Annotated in this window: 14 protein-coding genes; 8 read left to right on the forward strand and 6 right to left on the reverse strand. The window is 56.0% G+C overall.

Annotated features, from left to right (window positions below; all coding sequences use genetic code 11):
* The first annotated feature begins 97 nt into the window (after positions 1-97).
* The 3 genes from AC13E3_RS16805 to AC13E3_RS16815 all read left to right on the forward strand — a co-directional run bounded on the left by AC13E3_RS16805 (position 98) and on the right by AC13E3_RS16815 (position 4,165).
* The gene (locus AC13E3_RS16805) at positions 98-1,828 is read left to right on the forward strand and encodes an ABC transporter transmembrane domain-containing protein (RefSeq protein ID WP_039882150.1); all 1,731 of its coding nucleotides are present in this window, start codon (positions 98-100) and stop codon (positions 1,826-1,828) included.
* 89 nt (positions 1,829-1,917) lie between these two features.
* Positions 1,918-3,195, forward strand: a complete 1,278-nt coding sequence (gene gabT / locus AC13E3_RS16810) for a 4-aminobutyrate--2-oxoglutarate transaminase (RefSeq protein WP_008176599.1) — start codon at positions 1,918-1,920, stop codon at positions 3,193-3,195.
* Positions 3,196-3,400: 205 nt separating this feature from the next.
* Positions 3,401-4,165, forward strand: a complete 765-nt coding sequence (locus tag AC13E3_RS16815) for a VC0807 family protein (protein WP_008176596.1) — start codon at positions 3,401-3,403, stop codon at positions 4,163-4,165.
* Positions 4,166-4,265: 100 nt separating this feature from the next.
* Here the strand turns inward: AC13E3_RS16815 and gyrB are convergent, their stop codons facing one another.
* The 5 genes from gyrB to dnaA all read right to left on the reverse strand — a co-directional run bounded on the left by gyrB (position 4,266) and on the right by dnaA (position 11,880).
* The gene (gyrB, locus tag AC13E3_RS16820) at positions 4,266-6,680 is read right to left on the reverse strand and encodes a DNA topoisomerase (ATP-hydrolyzing) subunit B (protein ID WP_288365725.1); all 2,415 of its coding nucleotides are present in this window, start codon (positions 6,678-6,680) and stop codon (positions 4,266-4,268) included.
* A gap of 55 nt (positions 6,681-6,735) precedes the next feature.
* Complete coding sequence (gene recF / locus AC13E3_RS16825) at positions 6,736-7,863, reverse strand: DNA replication/repair protein RecF (RefSeq protein ID WP_273083953.1); 1,128 nt, start codon at positions 7,861-7,863, stop codon at positions 6,736-6,738.
* 128 nt (positions 7,864-7,991) lie between these two features.
* Complete coding sequence (locus AC13E3_RS16830; protein ID WP_421866669.1) at positions 7,992-9,263, reverse strand: ABC1 kinase family protein; 1,272 nt, start codon at positions 9,261-9,263, stop codon at positions 7,992-7,994.
* 15 nt (positions 9,264-9,278) lie between these two features.
* Positions 9,279-10,382 carry a DNA polymerase III subunit beta gene (gene dnaN, locus AC13E3_RS16835; protein ID WP_288365727.1) on the reverse strand — a complete coding sequence of 368 codons (1,104 nt, stop codon included), beginning with the start codon at positions 10,380-10,382 and terminating at the stop codon, positions 9,279-9,281.
* Between the two features lie 55 nt (positions 10,383-10,437).
* Complete coding sequence (gene dnaA, locus AC13E3_RS16840; protein WP_228743933.1) at positions 10,438-11,880, reverse strand: chromosomal replication initiator protein DnaA; 1,443 nt, start codon at positions 11,878-11,880, stop codon at positions 10,438-10,440.
* A 657-nt stretch (positions 11,881-12,537) separates the two neighbouring features.
* Here dnaA and rpmH point away from each other — a divergent pair.
* The 5 genes from rpmH (at position 12,538) to mnmE (ending at position 16,548) form a co-directional block, all read left to right on the forward strand.
* Entirely contained in the window at positions 12,538-12,672 is a 135-nt protein-coding gene (gene rpmH / locus AC13E3_RS16845) for a 50S ribosomal protein L34 (RefSeq protein ID WP_008172542.1), read from the forward strand.
* 14 nt (positions 12,673-12,686) lie between these two features.
* Positions 12,687-13,094: a ribonuclease P protein component gene (gene rnpA, locus AC13E3_RS16850; RefSeq protein ID WP_008172544.1), complete on the forward strand. Its 408-nt coding sequence runs from the start codon at positions 12,687-12,689 to the stop codon at positions 13,092-13,094.
* Positions 13,094-13,387, forward strand: a complete 294-nt coding sequence (gene yidD / locus AC13E3_RS16855; protein ID WP_008172546.1) for a membrane protein insertion efficiency factor YidD — start codon at positions 13,094-13,096, stop codon at positions 13,385-13,387. Before rnpA ends, yidD begins: the two co-directional genes overlap by 1 nt.
* Before the next feature lie 4 nt (positions 13,388-13,391).
* Positions 13,392-15,107: a membrane protein insertase YidC gene (yidC, locus tag AC13E3_RS16860; RefSeq protein ID WP_288365728.1), complete on the forward strand. Its 1,716-nt coding sequence runs from the start codon at positions 13,392-13,394 to the stop codon at positions 15,105-15,107.
* Between the two features lie 70 nt (positions 15,108-15,177).
* Positions 15,178-16,548, forward strand: coding sequence for a tRNA uridine-5-carboxymethylaminomethyl(34) synthesis GTPase MnmE (gene mnmE, locus AC13E3_RS16865; protein WP_288365729.1), 1,371 nt, complete (start codon positions 15,178-15,180; stop codon positions 16,546-16,548).
* Between the two features lie 2 nt (positions 16,549-16,550).
* On the opposite strand, the gene thpD is transcribed toward mnmE, so the two are convergent.
* On the reverse strand, positions 16,551-17,486 hold the full coding sequence (thpD, locus tag AC13E3_RS16870) for an ectoine hydroxylase (protein WP_288365730.1): 936 nt from the start codon (positions 17,484-17,486) through the stop codon (positions 16,551-16,553).
* Between the last annotated feature and the right edge of the window lie 165 nt (positions 17,487-17,651).

The following is a 17,651-nucleotide window of genomic DNA, read 5'->3' on the forward strand; positions in this document are numbered from 1 at the left end:
TGATAGGTCTTGTATGGAGTACAAACCGTATTGTTAGCGGAGTCTACAGCACCCCGTATCCAGGAGGCACATCATTAACACTCGTCACCGCAAGGCCCTGAGACTGGTCATCGACTTTATCAGCCCCTATCGCCGGGCTGTCGCCGGTGCCCTGGTGGCGCTGATTTTTACGGCCGGAATTACACTCGGGTTAGGACAGGGTCTACGTATTCTTGTCGATCAGGGATTAGCCACCGAGTCGCCGGAGAACCTGGCCAGGGCCATCGGTCTGTTTTTCATACTGGTATTGGGGCTCGCATTTGGCTCGTTTGCCCGGTTCTATCTGGTGTCCTGGATCGGCGAACGGGTGGTGGCGGATATCCGCAAAAAAGTCTTCAACCACCTGATTGATCTTCATCCGGGCTTTTTCGAGCAGAACCGGGCCCTGGAAATCCAGTCCCGGTTTACCGCTGATACCACGGTTCTGCAGTCGGTGATTGGCTCCACGGTTTCCATTGCGCTGCGCAATGCCCTGATGCTGGTCGGCGGGTTGCTGCTGCTGTTCATTACCAACGCCAAGCTGGCGAGTATCATTCTACTGGGCTTTCCACTGGTGATTGCCCCCATCCTGTTCTTTGGCCGGAGAGTTCGCGCGCTGTCCCGGCTCAGCCAGGACCGGGTGGCCGATGTTGGCAGTTATGTGGGCGAGAACCTTACCCAGATCAAGACCGTGCAGGCCTTTAACCATCAGCCCCACGACCGTCGGTATTTTTCCGAGGTGTCGGAACGGGCCTTCGACATAGCCCGGCAGCGTATCCGGCAGCGGGCCTGGCTGACCACGCTGGCTATTTCCCTGGTGATGGGCGCTGTGGGCATCGTTATCTGGATAGGGGGCCTGGACGTTATTCACGGCCGGATCAGCCCGGGTGAGCTGGCGGCCTTTGTCTTCTACAGTCTGCTGGTGGGTGTTGCTGCCGGCGCCATCAGCGAGGTCATCGGCGAGTTGCAGAGGGCTGCAGGCTCGGCGGCGCGGCTGTTTGAACTGTTACAGACTGAGCCGGCGTTTGAACGCAAGGAGTCGACACTGACACTCCCTGAACACGTTCAGGGGGCAATCCGGATTGAGCGGCTGAGCTTCAGTTACCCGGGGCGGCTGGAACAGCCCGCGCTGACAGATCTTTCGCTGGAGGTCAGGGCCGGCGAGACCCTGGCCCTGGTGGGGCCGTCCGGAGCCGGAAAATCCACGCTGTTCGATTTGCTGCTGCACTTCTATCAGCCGACAGAGGGCCGAATTCTACTCGATGGCGTCGACACTGCCGATCTGTCTCTCGATGCGCTGCGCCGGTGTTTTTCCCTGGTGCCCCAGAATCCAGCCCTGTTCCATGGCACGGTGGCCGACAACATCCGTTACGCCCGGCCTGATGCCAGCCAGCAGGATGTCGAGCAGGCTGCGAAGGTCGCCCATGCCCATGATTTCATCCAGAGCCTCCCAAAGGGCTACGGCACGCTGCTCGGAGATGCCGGCCTGGGGCTGTCCGGTGGCCAGAAGCAGCGTCTTGCCATCGCCCGGGCGCTGCTGGCCGATGCGCCAGTGCTGTTGCTGGATGAGGCCACCAGCGCACTGGATGCAGAGAGCGAGAATCTGATCCAGCAAGCGATGCCAGCTCTCACTGCCGGGCGTACCACCCTGGTGATTGCCCATCGCCTGGCCACGGTCCGGGACGCGGACCGGATTGCCGTTATGGACCAGGGACGCCTGCTGGCGGTGGGCACCCATGATGAACTGATGCGCCATAACGCCCTCTATCAACGCCTGGCAAAACTGCAATTCCGGGACAATGCGGCCTGAGGGCGACAATAGTCGGTTTGTTTCCTGTGACCGTACTACTTACACTGTTAGGTGAAACTTTCGAACCTGAACCCAGGGAGAATGGCAAAGTGAGCAATAAAGAATTGCAGGCACTCAAAGAACGCTACGTTGCGGCGGGCGCGGCAAGTCCCAATGAACAGTTTGCCGACCATGCAACGAATGCAGAGCTGTGGGATGCAGACGGCAAGCGCATGATCGATTTCGCCGGCGGCATCGGCGTACTGAACATCGGCCATCGCCACCCGAAGGTGGTAGAAGCGGTCAAGGCACAGCTGGACAAGCTGATGCATACCTGCCAGACGGTTATGCCCTATGAGGGCTACGTGAAACTGGCGGAGAAGCTCAGCGGTGTGGTTCCTGTGCGTGGCCACGCCAAGGTAATGCTGGCCAACTCCGGTGCCGAGGCCCTGGAAAACGCCATGAAGATCGCCCGTGCAGCGACTGGCAAGACCAACGTCATCTGCTTCGACGGTGGTTATCACGGCCGGACCTTCTACACCATGGCCATGAACGGTAAGGCAGCGCCGTACCAGACGGATTTCGGCCCCATGCCCGGCACCGTTTATCGCGCGCCTTATCCGGTTCCGTACCACGGCGTCAGTGAAGATGAAGCACTGCGTGGCCTGAAAATGGCCATGAAAGCCGATTCCCCGGCCCACAACACCGCAGCGATCGTTATCGAGCCGGTGCTGGGTGAGGGCGGCTTCTACGCGGCTCCGACCAGCTTCCTCAAGGAAATCCGCAAGATCTGCGACGAGAACGATATCCTGATGATCGCAGACGAAGTGCAGAGCGGCTTTGGCCGGACCGGCAAGATGTTTGCCATCGAGCACAGTGGCGTTGAGCCGGATCTGATGACCATGGCCAAGAGTATGGCTGATGGCATGCCGATTTCCGCCATCGTCGGTACCGACAAGTATATGGACGCGTCCGGTCCGAACTCTCTGGGCGGCACCTACACGGGCAGCCCGACCGCCTGTGCAGCAGCCCTGGCCGTATTCGACGTGTTCAAGGAAGAGGACATTCTCGGCAAGTCCCAGGCGCTGGGCGAAAAACTGAAGCAGCGCTTCAGCCAGTGGCAGGAACAGTTTGCCCACGTCGACAATGTGCGCAACCTCGGTCCCATGGCTGCGTTTGAGCTGGTGGAAAGCAAGGAAAGCCGTACGCCCAAGCCGGAACTGGCAGCGGTGGTAACCAAGAAGGCGAAGGAGAAGGGTCTGATTCTCCTGAGCTGTGGTATGTACGGCAACACCTTGCGGTTCCTGATGCCGGTCACCATCGAAGACGAGGTGCTGGAAGAAGGGCTGGCGATTGTGGAAGAAAGCCTCAAGGAAGTGGGTGCCTGATCGGCGCTGACGTTCAAGAAGAAACAGAAAAGCCGGGCATAAGCCCGGTTTTTTTATGCCCGTTTGGAAAGCGTCTATTCAGTCAACCCGCCGCTTCTGTGTGCGGTGACGGCGGTTACGTCCACACTTGGATTCATCGTATACTGCCCAGACTACTCCGGCAGTGCCTTCCGGCCTGCTCCAGTTTCACCAATCAGGCTAGAACATGACGTCTCCGAGCTCCGCCAACGTTCCGGACCACAAACCAAGGCCCTGGGTCGACTTGCTGGTCAGCATTATCATTCCATCCGTTATCCTGATGAAGTTCAGTGGCGAAGAACATCTGGGCAGCGTGAACGCACTGGTCATCGGCCTGGCGTTTCCACTGGGCTGGGGGTTGTTCGAACTGATCAAGTACCGCAAGAAAAACTTCATTGCGGTACTCGGTCTGGTCAGTGTCGGGCTGACAGGCGGCATTGGCCTGCTTGAGCTGGATGCGGGTTGGTTAGCCATCAAGGAAGCCGCGATTCCCGCGATCATAGGTCTGGCGGTACTGGCTTCCACACGAACCAAGTACCCTCTGGTACGCACCCTTCTGTATAACCCGAGTGTTCTGGATGTCGATAAGATCCACAAAACCCTTGAAGAACACAATCGGGTTGAGGAATTCGAGGCCCGCCTGCTAAAGGCGAGTTACTTCTTTGCGGGCACCTTCCTGTTTTCATCCATCATGAACTACGTGATTGCTAAATGGATCGTGGTCAGCCCGTCCGGTACCGAGGCGTTCAATGAGGAGCTTGGTCGGATGACCCTGGTGAGCTATCCCATGATCGCCATTCCTTCCATGATTATGATGATGTTGATCTTTTATTATCTCTGGCGCACCATCCGCCGGCTGACCGGGTACACGCTGGAAGAGGTGATGGCACCGCATCTGGCGGAGAAAGAGAGGGAGCGAAACGAATCGTCGGAATCGAGCACCGGTAAATAAAACCTCCGGTGGATCGTTGTCGCACGGGATCGAAAACAAAAAAAGCGGCGAAGGTTTGAAGCCTTCGCCGCTTTTTTTTGTGCCTTTTGGACGGTTGTGATCAGACGTCCAGGTTGGTCACTTCCAGGGCATTGGTCTGAATGAAGTTACGACGCGGTTCGACATCGTCGCCCATCAGGGTTGTGAAGATCTGGTCTGCCGCAATGGCGTCTTCGATCGTCACTTTCATCATTCGGCGGGTCTCCGGATCCATGGTGGTTTCCCACAACTGCTCTGGATTCATCTCGCCAAGACCCTTATAGCGCTGGATATTCAGACCACGCTGGGCCTCTTTCATCAACCAGTCCAGGGCACCTTCGAACGACAGCACCGGCTGCTTACGCTCGCCACGTTGGATATAGGCGCCGTCTTCAATGAGGCCATCCAGGGTTTCACCCATGCGGGCGATCGCTGCGTACGAGGATGATTCAAAGAACTCATGGCTGAATACATGCTCGTAGGGAATGCCATGCACGTAGATGGTTACCTTCGGCAGGTACAGCGCCCGCTCGGTATCCTTGGTGACCGAGAAGGTGTATTTGGTACCGGTGCGGGTATCCAGGTCCAGGCCATCGCCGAGACGCGCAACCCAGCGAGCCACGGAAGCTTCTTCCTTCAGATGCTCAGGCTTGAGCGTGACGTTCTGGAGCATCTGCTCCAGCACCTTGGCCGGGTAGGCCCGGGACAGTCGCCCAATCATGTTCATGACCGCCTGGTAGTCCTTGACCATGGTTTCCAGAGCGGAATCCTTGATCGCCGGGGCTTCCGGGTTCACATAGAGCTGGGCACCTTCCAGAGCGGTCTGGGTGAGGTAAGCTTCCTTGGCCTTCTCGTCCTTCAGGTACTGCTCCTGCTTACCACGCTTGACCTTGTAAAGCGGCGGCATGGCGATAAAGACATGGCCACGCTCGATGATTTCGCGCATCTGACGGAACAGGAAGGTCAGCAGCAGTGTCCGGATGTGAGAACCGTCCACGTCCGCGTCGGTCATGATGATAATGGAGTGGTAACGCAGTTTATCGGGATTGAATTCTTCCCGGCCGATACCACAGCCCAGAGCCGTGATCAGAGTGCCCACTTCTGCAGAGGACAGCATCTTGTCAAATCGGGCTTTTTCCACGTTCAGGATCTTACCTTTCAGCGGAAGGATTGCCTGAGTCTTGCGATCACGGCCCTGTTTGGCGCTACCACCGGCCGAGTCACCCTCCACAATGTAAAGTTCGGAAAGGGCGGGGTCCTTCTCCTGGCAGTCGGCCAGTTTGCCGGGCAGGCCGGCAATATCCAGGGCGCCTTTGCGGCGGGTCATATCCCGTGCCTTGCGAGCGGCTTCACGGGCCCGTGCCGCCTCGATCATCTTATTGACGATGAGCTTGGCTTCATTCGGCTGCTCCTGCAGGTACTCCGCAAAACTCTGGTACAGCTCCTGCTCGACCGCAGTTTTTACCTCGGAGGAGACCAGCTTGTCCTTGGTCTGGGAGGAGAACTTCGGGTCCGGAACTTTCACGCTGATGATGGCAGTCAGGCCTTCTCGGGCATCATCACCGGAAGTCGCAACTTTTGCCTTCTTACCCAGACCTTCCTGATCAATGTAGTTGTTCAGTGAACGGGTCAGGGCCGCCCGGAAACCAGCCAGATGGGTACCACCATCCCGCTGGGGGATGTTGTTGGTGAAGCAGTAAAGGTTTTCCTGGAAAGCGTCATTCCATTGCATGGACACTTCTACAGCAATACCGTCTTCCCGCTCACGGTTGAAGTGGAATACCCGGTTAATCGGGGTTTTGTTAGCGTTCAGATGCTCAACAAATGCCCGCAGACCACCCTCATATTCGAAAACTTCTTCCTTGCCAGAACGCTCGTCGGTCAGACGTATGCGCACGCCACTGTTCAGGAACGCAAGCTCACGTAGACGCTTGGCGAGAATGTCGTAATGAAATTCAATGTGGGTAAAGGTTTCCGGCGAAGGAATGAAATGCACCTTGGTACCCGATGCGTCGGTCTCGCCGACAGCTGCCAGAGGCGCATTTGGAACACCGTGGGTATAGGTCTGCTCGTAAACCTTGTTGTCTCTACGAATGGTCAGGGTGAGGGTAGAGGACAATGCGTTGACTACCGAGACGCCCACGCCGTGAAGACCGCCGGACACCTTGTAGGAATTATCGTCGAACTTACCGCCGGCGTGCAGCACGGTCATGATAACTTCCGCGGCAGAAACGCCTTCCTCTTCGTGGAGGTCCACCGGGATGCCACGGCCGTTGTCTTTCACGGTTACCGATTCGTCCGGGTGGATAATCACACCAATTTCTGAGCAGTAGCCCGCAAGCGCTTCGTCGATGGAGTTATCCACCAATTCAAAGACCATGTGGTGCAGGCCAGTGCCATCATCGGTATCCCCGATGTACATGCCTGGCCGCTTTCGCACCGCATCCAGTCCTTTCAAGACTTTGATACTGGAGGAATTATAGTTCGATTCACTCATTCGGAAACTCCTGAAGCGTGATAGGCCGGGGCATTCTTTGCTCTTCGCACCGGTCTTATTCTTCCGTCAATTTGCCATGTTCCACGTGGAACAATCTGTAATCCGGTGCATTACCCTCGGGCCAGAGCTGATCCACCATGGGACGCTCAATCGACGTGATAAACACCTGACAACGTAATGCCTGTAACCTGATCGCCAGCATGGCGCGATGGCCCTCATCCAACTCGGCGTTAATATCGTCGAGCAAAAAGGTCACCTGCTTGCCCATGTCACTCAACACCATGCCTTGGGCAATCTTCATCAAAATCACCAGGGTTTTCTGCTGGCCCCGGGAGAACGTTTCGGCAACAGGCCTGCCCTGAAACTTCAACCGGATGTCTGCGCGATTCGGACCATATAATGTGTGCCCGACTTTTCGCTCCTGATCCCGATGGTCTACCAGTAATTCTGCCAGCGGCCGACTGACATCCCAGCCCGGGTAATACTCGAGCTTCAGACCTTCGGTCCAGGGTACCTCTACTTCCCGAACCAGCTTTTCAAAAGCCAACTTGAACCGGCCAAAGGTGCCGGTACGGGCCTCAGTAATGCGCTCACTCAGGGTAGCGTACTGATGATCCCAGACACGCATTAAAGCTTCGTCTAGTCTACCATTTCTCAGCGTTTGATTCCGCTGTGATGTCACTCTCTGGCATTGTTGCCAGAGAGATCCAAAGGAAGGTTCCACGTGGAACACTAACCAGTCCAGAAACTGACGCCGCTTGCCGGGTCCACCTGCCACCACATCAAAAACACCAGGATCGATCACAGATACCGGCAGATGCTTGGCAAGGGCAGAAAGACTCCTGACCGCCTCACCATCCACCCGTAACATCGTTTCCTTCTGACCCACATCCCGGGATATTCCCAGGCGATGCACCAGATCGGTCTCGCTGCCATGCCTGCGTGAGTCCAACCCATGATCGAGACCACCAAACACTGTCAGCCGTTGTTCGCCATGACTCACCACTGCCTGGTGTCTGTTCACCCGAAACGAACGGCCCAATCCCAGATAACCGATGGCTTCCAGCACGCTTGTTTTGCCGCTTCCATTTTCTCCGTAAAGCAGATTAAACGACGATGAAAAGCTGACCGGCGCCGACGACAGGTTACGGAAGTTCTCAGTCTGGAATTTTACAAGCGCCATAGAAAAGCAGACTCGAAGGGGACGAGGGCAGGAAACAACACAAAACCCTTTAACGAAAAAGGCAGCGTTACCTTCCCGTCGGTAACGCTGCCCTAGTGTACAAAAGCCAATCGCTCAAGGCGACAGCCTCAGTGGAGCATGTTCAACCGTTCGTCCATGAACACATCCATTTCTGGTGCAAGGATGTGAACATAGCGATCGAAATACAGGAACTGTTTCAGTAGCAAAGCGAATTCCCTTGGAAAATGCAGGCCATGGCTTTCGCCGATCTTAACCATATCCATCAGGATATGGTTAACGTCGTCTTCTGCCTGCTCCGCCTCATAGGGAACCTCGTCGGGCACCATTCGGTCCATCTGCTGGTAGAGCCGTCTCAAATCGCTGGCCAGATCATCTACCCGAACCGTCTGGCGGGTAATACCGATGCGGATCATCGCGTCGGCCATTCCCTCGAAATTCCCAACCATAACGGCTGAAATAAAATCGCTCACCGCCTGCCAGGTATCCGGCTTGATACGACCAACAATTCCGAAGTCGATAAAGCCCACCCGACCGTCCTTGAGAACCATCAGGTTGCCGGCATGCACATCCGCGTGGAAAAACTCACATTGGGTCAAACTGGAAAACCAGGTGTTCATGGCCGTGATCAGGGTACGCTCCGGATCACGGGCGTAACCGCGGATACTTTCCAGATCGGTCAGGGACACACCGTGGAACCGCTCCATGGTCAGGATCCGCCGGGTGCTGCAGTGTTCGAACACCCTCGGTACTGCCGCATCTTCATTATGGGTATCGTGCAGAAACTCCCGGAACACCTTCAGGTTGTTCGCTTCCTTGATGAAATCGCATTCTTCCATCATGGTCCGCTGGATTTCCTCGACGATACCGGACATCGACGTCCAGGACAGTTTTGGCGCCAGAGTTTCCAGAATACGGGCAGACAGGTACAGGAAGTTCAGATCGGTTAAGAGAATGTTTTCCACACCCGGCTTCTGAACCTTGATCACCACTTCTTCACCGGAGACCAGACGCGCGGCGTGAACCTGGGCAATCGATGCCGACGCCAGGGCCACCGGATCGATTTCTGAATAGACTTCCTCCAGGGGCCGGCCAAGCTCTTCGCGGATAATTCTCTTGATCACACCAAAGGGCAGGTTGGGTGTTCTATCCAGGCAGTGCTGGAACTCCTCCACATACTCCTTAGGGAAAAACGTCGGGGAGCTGGCAATGAACTGTCCCAGTTTGATGTAGGTTGCACCGAGGGATTCAAACGTCTGCCTCAGCAAGCGCGGCGTTGGAGGGCGATCCCCCCGAAGCCAGTTGATCCCGGTGCGCCCGAGTACCGACACAGTCTGGCCAATCCTGAAAGCGCCTTTGATTCCATTCGTTACGGTACTCATCAATCTCATCTCCTCCTACAGCCTCATGGGCATGACAACATAGAGGCAACGGTTATCGTTTTGCGCCTCTATCAACGCACTGCTGTTCGGATTCGACAGGGTTATTTTTACCTGGTCCTCATCCAGCGCATTCATAACATCCACCAGATAGCCTACATTAAAACCGATTTGCAGGGATTCGCCCTGATAGTCCACCGGCAGCGCGTCTTCGGCCTGTTCCTGATCCGGGTTGTTGGCAAATACCTGGAGTTCATTGGATGCCAGGTTCAGGCGCACGCCGCGGATGTTTTCGTGGGACAGGATGCCCGCCCGTTGCAGGGTGTTCTTCAAGGTGGCCCGGTCCGCCAGGACGATCTTGTCGCCCCCGCGCGGAATCACGCGATTGTAGTCGGGGAATTTGCCTTCAATCAGTTTCGAGGTGAAGGTATAAGACCCCACCGTCGCTCGCAGGTGGTTATCGCCAATAACCAGGGTCACCGGTGTTTCCACATCATCCAGCAACCGGGCCAGTTCCAGTACCCCTTTGCGCGGAACAATAACCTGACGCAGCTCCGGGCAGTTGGTGGCCAGTTCCAGATGTGCCATGGCCAATCGATGGCCGTCGGTAGCTACCGTCCGCACATGGTCCTTGTCCACTTCCAGCAACAGTCCGTTCAGGTAATAGCGAACGTCCTGCTGAGCCATGGCGAACGCCGTGGCATCGAGCATCCGGCCGAGTTCTTTCTGGGGCAATTCCAGACGGAAGCTCTCGTCTTCGTCTTCCACGTTCGGAAAGTGCTCCGCCGGCAGGGTCGACAAGGTAAAGTGGCTGGCGCCACAACGCAGGTGCAACCGATCGCCTTCAAGCGACAACTCTATCGGCGCCTCGTCACCCAGGGCCCGGGAGATATCCGACAGCTTGCGGGCCGGGACGGTAATCCGGCCGGGCTGATCTACATGCACCGGTGTTACCCGCGCCACCAGTTCCACTTCCATATTGGTACCGGTCAGGGTCAGGGTATTGTCCTCGGCCACCAGCAACACGTTGGAGAGCACGGGCATGGTCTGTTTCTTTTCCACCACGCCAGCAATGCTTTGCAGCGGGGTAAGCAGGGATTCACGGCTGATCGTCAGTTTCATGGCACTCAGCTTTCTTTATGTTGGAAGGGTGAATGTTGTTCGCCAACGCCCGGCATCAGGTGGTCAGCAGTCTCATAAAATTCTGATAATCCTCGCGGATGCCCGGATCAGTCTCCTGCAACTCCACGATTTTCTTGCACGCATGCAATACGGTGGTGTGGTCACGCCCGCCAAAGGCATCACCAATCTCCGGCAAGCTGTGATTGGTCAGCTCCTTCGACAACGCCATGGCGACCTGCCTTGGCCGGGTCACCGTTCGAGTCCGGCGCTTGGATAGCAGATCGGCCACCTTGATCTTGTAATATTCCGCCACCGTGCGCTGAATGTTGTCGATGCTCACCTGTTTCTCGTGCAGCGCCAACAGGTCCTTCAGGCTCTCCCGGATAAACGGCGGAGTGATTTCAGAGCCGGTGAAGTGAGCATTGGCTATCACCAGACGAAGCGCGCCTTCAAGCTCCCGAACGTTTGAACGAATCTTCTGGGCAATAAAAAAGGCCGCTTCGCTGCTGAGCTTAACGTTGGCCTGATCGGCCTTTTTCATCAAAATGGCAACCCGCGTTTCCAGTTCGGGCGGCTCTACCATCACCGTCAGGCCCCAGCCAAACCGCGATTTGAGTCGCTCTTCCATATCCACAATTTCTTTCGGAAACCGATCGCAGGTAACGATTACCTGCTGCCCGCCTTCCAACAACGCATTAAAGGTATGGAAGAACTCTTCCTGAGAACGCTCCTTGCGGGCGAAGAACTGGATATCATCAATCAACAGCGCGTCCACTGAACGGTAATAGCGCTTGAACTCGTTGATGGCGTTAAGCTGCAATGCCTTCACCATATCGGCAACAAAACGCTCCGAACGGAGATAGGCCACCTTCGCCTTGGGGTTACGACGGACAATTTCGTTGCCGATCGCATGCATCAGGTGTGTTTTACCAAGACCAACCCCGCCGTACAAAAACAGAGGGTTGTAGGCTCCACCCGGATTCTCGGCCACCTGCATGGATGCGGCACGGGCGAGCTGGTTGGATTTGCCTTCCACAAAGGTTTCGAAGGTGAACCCCTCGTTGAGGAAGCTCTGGTGTTTGATGTCACCTTCAACCTGAACCGGACGCCGCTGGGTGTCACTCTTCGGGCGCACGGATGGTGTGGATGCAACGGTGGCGGCCACGCCTTTTTCTTCTTCGGTTACCCGGCTGCCGGCCTCTTCCTGAACCTGACCGTTAACGCGGGCAGGTACTTCCGACCGTTTGACCGGTTCGCCTTCACGGGGTGCAGAACCCACTTTCATATTGACCCGGGGCGCCTGCCCACCGTTCAGATCCTTGAGCACCTCTTCAATACGTCGCAGGTACTTTTCGTTTACCCAATCCATGACAAAACGGTTTGGGGCGAACAGCATCAGCTGCCCCTCCCGGTGATCGGACTGCAGGGGCCTGAGCCAGGTATTGAACTGTTGTGCGGGAAACTCGTCCCGGAGTACTTCAAGACATTGATGCCACATACTGTTTGGCACGACAGCCTGCTCCCGATAACCCTGAAATGTCTCTGAACGGACAAGGGACTTCCTGTCCTGTGAGATGACCCCGAATTCTAACCCGACCGGCCCTCCAGTGAAAGGGCTAAAGCCAGTTCATGAACAGCCTGTGGAAATTTATTTCTTTGTATTTCAATTTTTTACGAACTTACCTACAACCTTGTGTACAGAAAATTCCTGCAATGAAAGTTACCCACAGCCCTGTGTGTACAGCCCGGGTTTAACCCTGTTAGGAACCACAGGATGCAACCGGGGATAACTTTGAACCTCCCTTCGAAAACGACTTACCCACATTTCACCCTGCCATCGTCCACAGATCTCAGGGTGCCTTATCAATACCCTTATAAACCGCCCAAAGAACTGTTTTTCTGATCTTTTCTTCGCTTATCCACAGAAACCTGCGGTACTAATAACAGTAATAATTAATCCTTAAAAGAATTCTAAAAAGACTTACTGAATTTATTAGCTGACCTGGCTGATTCCGAATTTCGGGCATGCGCATAACCCCCTAGCAATAAGCATTGAATTCCCCCCGGTATTTGCATAGAATGCCGCTCCTGTTTTGGCTGTTCATTTTCCAGCCAGTTACTGAATTTCCAACTTACGAATTGTGAGATCATCACCATGAAAAGAACGTTTCAACCAAGCGTCCTGAAGCGTAAGCGCGTTCACGGTTTCCGTGCCCGTATGGCCACTGCCAACGGTCGCAAGGTTATTTCCCGTCGTCGTGCCAAGGGCCGCGCACGTCTGTCCGCGTAAGCTCTGATTGCCTCATGAAGGCTTTGAGTTTCCCGAAATCACATCGTCTCTTGCGACCTGCTGATTACGGCAAAGTCTTCAACGACGTGCAGCTGAAAGTTCCACACCGGAATTTTCTGATCCTGGCGACACCGAATAATCTCGGTCACGCCAGGATCGGTTTGATCTTCTCGAAGAAAAACCTGAAGCTTGCAGTCCAGAGAAACCGGGTAAAGCGCCAGGTCAGGGAAAGTTTCCGTCACCAGACGGACCTGCCCGGCCTGGATCTTGTGGTTCTGGGACGCCAGGGGCTGGTTTCCCTGGACAACCACTCGGTTCGGGCATCCATGGATGACCTCTGGCGACGTCTCAGGAAAAAGTACGCTCAATCTCAGCCATCCCGGGCAGCATCATCGGAATCTGCCAATCGAGGAACGGGTTAATGCGCAAGCTTCTGCTTCTGCCCATCCGCTTCTACCAGTATGCAATCAGCCCGCTGATGGCCAGTCACTGCCGCCACTACCCCACCTGCTCACAATACGCCGTTGAAGCCATTAACCACCATGGCGCGCTTAAAGGATTATTTCTCGCAATCCGGCGTCTGTTAAGGTGTCATCCCTGGGCGGAAGGCGGTTATGATCCTGTACCGGGAACGGCAGAACCCCGGGCTCCGGAAACCGCAACAGCCTGCGTACACGCTGATCACTCCCATACAACAACCCAGACCAGACAGTAACTCTATGGATATTCAACGCATCGTATTATTTGCCGGCCTGGCTATTGTCAGTTATCTGATGGTGCTTGCCTGGAATGAGGACTACCATCAGCCGCCCGAGACGGCTCAGGTCGCTGAATCCCAGCCTTCGCAAACCGCTGGCAACATGGGCAATTCCGACAATATGGTGCTTCCGGAGGACAGCTCCGCTCAGGTTGATGGTGATGGCGAGTTCACCACTCCGGAGACTGGTCGGGCTGTCATCAGCTCAACCGAAACCACCACCACGGTCAGCGATCAGTTCATCACAGTTCGCACCGATGTTTACGATCTGCAGATCGATCGGGTCAGCGGTAACCTGGTAAAAGCACGGCTGCTTGATTACGACGATACCCTGAACAGCGAAAAGCCGTTGACGCTCCTGAACAACACGCAGAATCGCCTGTACGTTCTGGAAAGTGGGCTGATTGGTCGTGATGGCCCGGATAGTCGCAAAAACGGTTCGGCTCCGGTCTACAGTGCTGACGCTGCAAGCTATGAACTGGCGGAAGGCGACAATCAGCTTCAGGTAGATCTGACTTACACCTCTGATAATGGCGTCCAGATCACCAAGCGTTATGAATTTGAACGCAACAGCTACGAAATTGGCGTCAAATATCTGGTTGAAAACCAGTCGAGTGAAGAATGGCAGGCCAATTTCACCGGCAAGATCGTCCGGGATCAGTCCCCGGACCCGACCTCCCAGACCAGCATGGGTATCCAGGCCTTCCTGGGTCTGGTCATCAGCTCCCCGGAAGACCCCTACGAGAAGTTTGATTTCGGAGATCTCCAGGAAAACCAGATCAATCAGTCTGTTACCAACGGCTGGCTGGCCTTCCTGCAGCACTACTTCCTGTCGGCATGGGTACCGGAGCGCGATATTCCCGCCCAGTACCAGACCACGCGCCGTGGCCCGAACTATGTAATGGGCTTTGTTTATCCGGCTACCAATGTGGCGCCGGGCGAAACCGCAGAGATCGGTGCCCGGGCCTACGTTGGGCCAAAGATCATTGAACGCCTGGAAGAAATGGCACCGAACATGGACCGTACCGTTGATTTCGGCTGGCTATTCTTCATTTCGCTGCCGCTGTTCATCATTCTGGACTGGTTCCATAGCCTGGTTGGCAACTGGGGCGTGTCCATCATCCTGCTGACGGTTCTGGTCAAGGCGGTGTTTTTCCATCTGTCGGCTACCAGCTACAAGTCCATGGCCAAGATGCGGGCCGTTGCGCCTCAGCTGACCCGGCTGAAAGAACTGTACGGAGACGATCGGCAGCGCATGTCCCAGGAAATGATGGCGTTGTACAAGCGGGAGAAGATCAATCCGCTGGGTGGCTGTCTGCCCATACTGGTGCAGATGCCGGTGTTCATCTCCCTGTACTGGGTTCTGTTCGAGAGTGTTCAGCTTCGTCACGCGCCATTCATGCTGTGGATTCAGGATCTGTCGGTCATGGACCCGTACTTCATCCTGCCGATTCTGATGGGTGCCAGCATGTTCCTGCAGATGAGTCTGAACCCGACGCCGCCGGATCCGATGCAGGCCAAGATCATGAAGATGATGCCGTTGATCTTTACGGTCTTCTTCCTGTGGTTCCCGGCAGGTCTGGTTCTGTACTGGCTGGTGAACAATATTCTGTCCATTGCCCAGCAGTGGTACATTACCCGCAAGATCGAAGCAGAAATGGCCGGCAAGAAGCACTGACCGGTGCCCGAACCGACCCGGCAAAGGCTCCTGTATGGAGCCTTTGTTGTTTTCAGCCTGTGGAAAAAGCATGAGCCAGAGTTCTGACACCATCGCAGCCATCGCCACCGCACCGGGACAGGCCGGAGTTGGCATTGTTCGTATCTCTGGGCCCAGGGCCCTCGCCATTGCAAAAAAGATGCTGGGATTTGAGCCGAAACCGCGATATGCCCATTACGGCCCCTTCCATGACAGCCATGACGAGTTAATAGACGAAGGCATCGGCCTGTTTTTCCCCAACCCTCACTCGTTCACCGGCGAAGACGTGTTCGAGCTTCAGGGGCACGGTGGTACGGTGATTCTCGATCTTCTGCTCCGTGAGGTTTGCAGCCAGGGGGCAAGACTCGCCCGGCCCGGAGAGTTCTCCGAGCGGGCGTTTCTGAACGACAAACTGGACCTGGCCCAGGCCGAAGCGATTGCCGATCTGATTGAAAGCAGTTCCGAGCAGGCGGCGCGCTGCGCGGTTCGTTCGATGCAGGGTGTGTTCTCCCGGCAGATCGAAGATCTGGTGGAGGCGGTCACGCATCTACGGATCTACGTGGAGGCGGCGATCGATTTTCCCGAGGAGGAGATCGACTTCCTGGCTGACGGCAAGGTAGCCAGTGACCTTCAAAACCTCCTGGAGCGGCTCGGGAAAATCCTGGCCGAAGCCCAGCAGGGAACGATGCTTCGTGACGGCATGAAAGTGGTGATCGGCGGAAGGCCCAATGCCGGCAAATCGAGTCTCCTCAATGCCCTGGCAGGTCGCGAAGCGGCCATTGTGACGGCGATTGAGGGCACAACCCGTGATGTACTCAGGGAACATATCCACATCGATGGGATGCCCCTGCACATTATCGATACCGCCGGCCTGCGGGACAGCCCGGACGAAGTGGAACAGATCGGTATTGCCCGGGCCTGGCAGGAAATCCGTCAGGCCGATCGCATTCTTCTGATGGTGGATGCGACTACCACCGATAAAACCAGTCCCCATGAAATCTGGCCGGATTTCATCGACCAGCTACCGGCCAACGCCCCGGTGACGGTGATACGGAATAAGGTGGACCTCTCTGGTGAAACGATCGGTATCAGTGCCGAAGAGCATCAGAGCGCGCCGGTGATCCGTTTGGCAGCAAAGTCTGCCGAGGGCCTGGAGATACTCCGGGACCATCTCAAACAATGCATGGGGTTTGCCAGCACCACAGAAGGTGGTTTCCTCGCCCGGCGCCGCCATCTTGATGCCCTGGAGCGCGCCCAGGCCCTGCTGATCCAGGGCCAGAGCCAGCTGGAGGGTTTCGGTGCCGGCGAGCTTCTGGCTGAAGACCTGCGTGCCGCCCAGGATAGCCTTGGCGAGATCACCGGGCATCTGACGCCTGATGAGTTACTGGGCAAGATCTTCAGCAGCTTCTGTATCGGTAAATAGCGCTAACCGGTCTTCCGGCGTTCCTCGGAGGTGACTGGCACCAATGCCTCAGTGCTGTTGCGGTTGCCCAGGAAATCCGGGCGCGGTTTGTTGCCGCAGAATGGGGCCTGGAGCTGGTTTTCCACACTGTTATAGACGAAAAACAGGTTGCTGCGCGGCCAGGGCGACATATTGGCATTGGAGGCGTGGAGCGTGTTGCACTCGAAGATGATCAGCGAGCCGGCAGGGCCGGTTGGCGCTTTGATACCGTAGTCATCCGCCATGGCTGCCAGGTCCCGATTGTTGGGAACACCAAGTTCCTGTTTTTTCAGCGACGACTGGTAGTTGTCCTCCGGTGTGCGGCCAACGCAGGGCACAAAGGTCTTGTGGGAACCGGGAATAAGCATCAGGGGGCCGTTGAAAGGCGTGTTGTCGGTGAGGGCGATGGAGAAGCTGACTGCCCGCATCCGTGGCATGCCGTCCTCGGCGTGCCAGGTTTCAAAATCCGAGTGCCAGTCAAAACCCTTGCCGTGGAAGCCGGGTTTGAAATTGATCCGGGACTGGTGGATGTAGGCTTCACTGCCCAGAAGCTGACGCACCATGGCCAGAATCCTGGGATCCCGGGTCAGCCGGTCGAATCGGTCCGACAGTTCGTGAATGCCAAAAATCGAGCGGATCTCCTGCTTGCCGGGTTCAGTAATGGTGCCTTCCGAGCGCAGAATGCTTTCATCGTCCTCATAGCCCCGCAAATCCTCCCGGAACTGGCGCACCGTGGCCTGGTCGAGAAAACTGTCAATGACCAGAAAACCGTCGCGCTCATACCGTGCCAGCTCAGTCTCGCTCAGTGGTCCGTCGGAACGGTCCGAGCCGCTGCTGTGCACCACGGGATCCTGACGTTCAAAGCTTTTGGTGGGGCGTTCCAGGCGGGTGGGATAAAAGTCGTCAGTACGAGTCTCCATATTCGAACCTCCTTACTTTTATTTGAGAAATCAGAACATTTCTATTTAATTCAGTAAGTTAATAACTCCAATGCGGAAATGCACCTGTAATATGGGTTCAGGCGGACGTATTTCAAGGGCAAAAAAACCCGGGCCGAGGCCCGGGGATAAGGTGTACCGGATACC

The sequence above is a fragment of the Marinobacter sp. L-80 genome, from assembly GCF_056859395.1.

Excerpts from the sequence above, each read along its gene's own strand:
- AC13E3_RS16815 (WP_008176596.1), top strand. The coding sequence starts at position 3,401 with ATGACGTCTCCGAGCTCCGCCAACGTTCCGGACCACAAACCAAGGCCC.
- gyrB (WP_288365725.1), bottom strand. The coding sequence starts at position 6,680 with ATGAGTGAATCGAACTATAATTCCTCCAGTATCAAAGTCTTGAAAGGA.
- recF (WP_273083953.1), bottom strand. The coding sequence starts at position 7,863 with ATGGCGCTTGTAAAATTCCAGACTGAGAACTTCCGTAACCTGTCGTCG.
- AC13E3_RS16830 (WP_421866669.1), bottom strand. The coding sequence starts at position 9,263 with ATGAGTACCGTAACGAATGGAATCAAAGGCGCTTTCAGGATTGGCCAG.
- dnaN (WP_288365727.1), bottom strand. The coding sequence starts at position 10,382 with ATGAAACTGACGATCAGCCGTGAATCCCTGCTTACCCCGCTGCAAAGC.
- dnaA (WP_228743933.1), bottom strand. The coding sequence starts at position 11,880 with ATGTGGCATCAATGTCTTGAAGTACTCCGGGACGAGTTTCCCGCACAA.
- rpmH (WP_008172542.1), top strand. The coding sequence starts at position 12,538 with ATGAAAAGAACGTTTCAACCAAGCGTCCTGAAGCGTAAGCGCGTTCAC.
- rnpA (WP_008172544.1), top strand. The coding sequence starts at position 12,687 with ATGAAGGCTTTGAGTTTCCCGAAATCACATCGTCTCTTGCGACCTGCT.
- yidD (WP_008172546.1), top strand. The coding sequence starts at position 13,094 with ATGCGCAAGCTTCTGCTTCTGCCCATCCGCTTCTACCAGTATGCAATC.
- yidC (WP_288365728.1), top strand. The coding sequence starts at position 13,392 with ATGGATATTCAACGCATCGTATTATTTGCCGGCCTGGCTATTGTCAGT.
- mnmE (WP_288365729.1), top strand. The coding sequence starts at position 15,178 with ATGAGCCAGAGTTCTGACACCATCGCAGCCATCGCCACCGCACCGGGA.
- thpD (WP_288365730.1), bottom strand. The coding sequence starts at position 17,486 with ATGGAGACTCGTACTGACGACTTTTATCCCACCCGCCTGGAACGCCCC.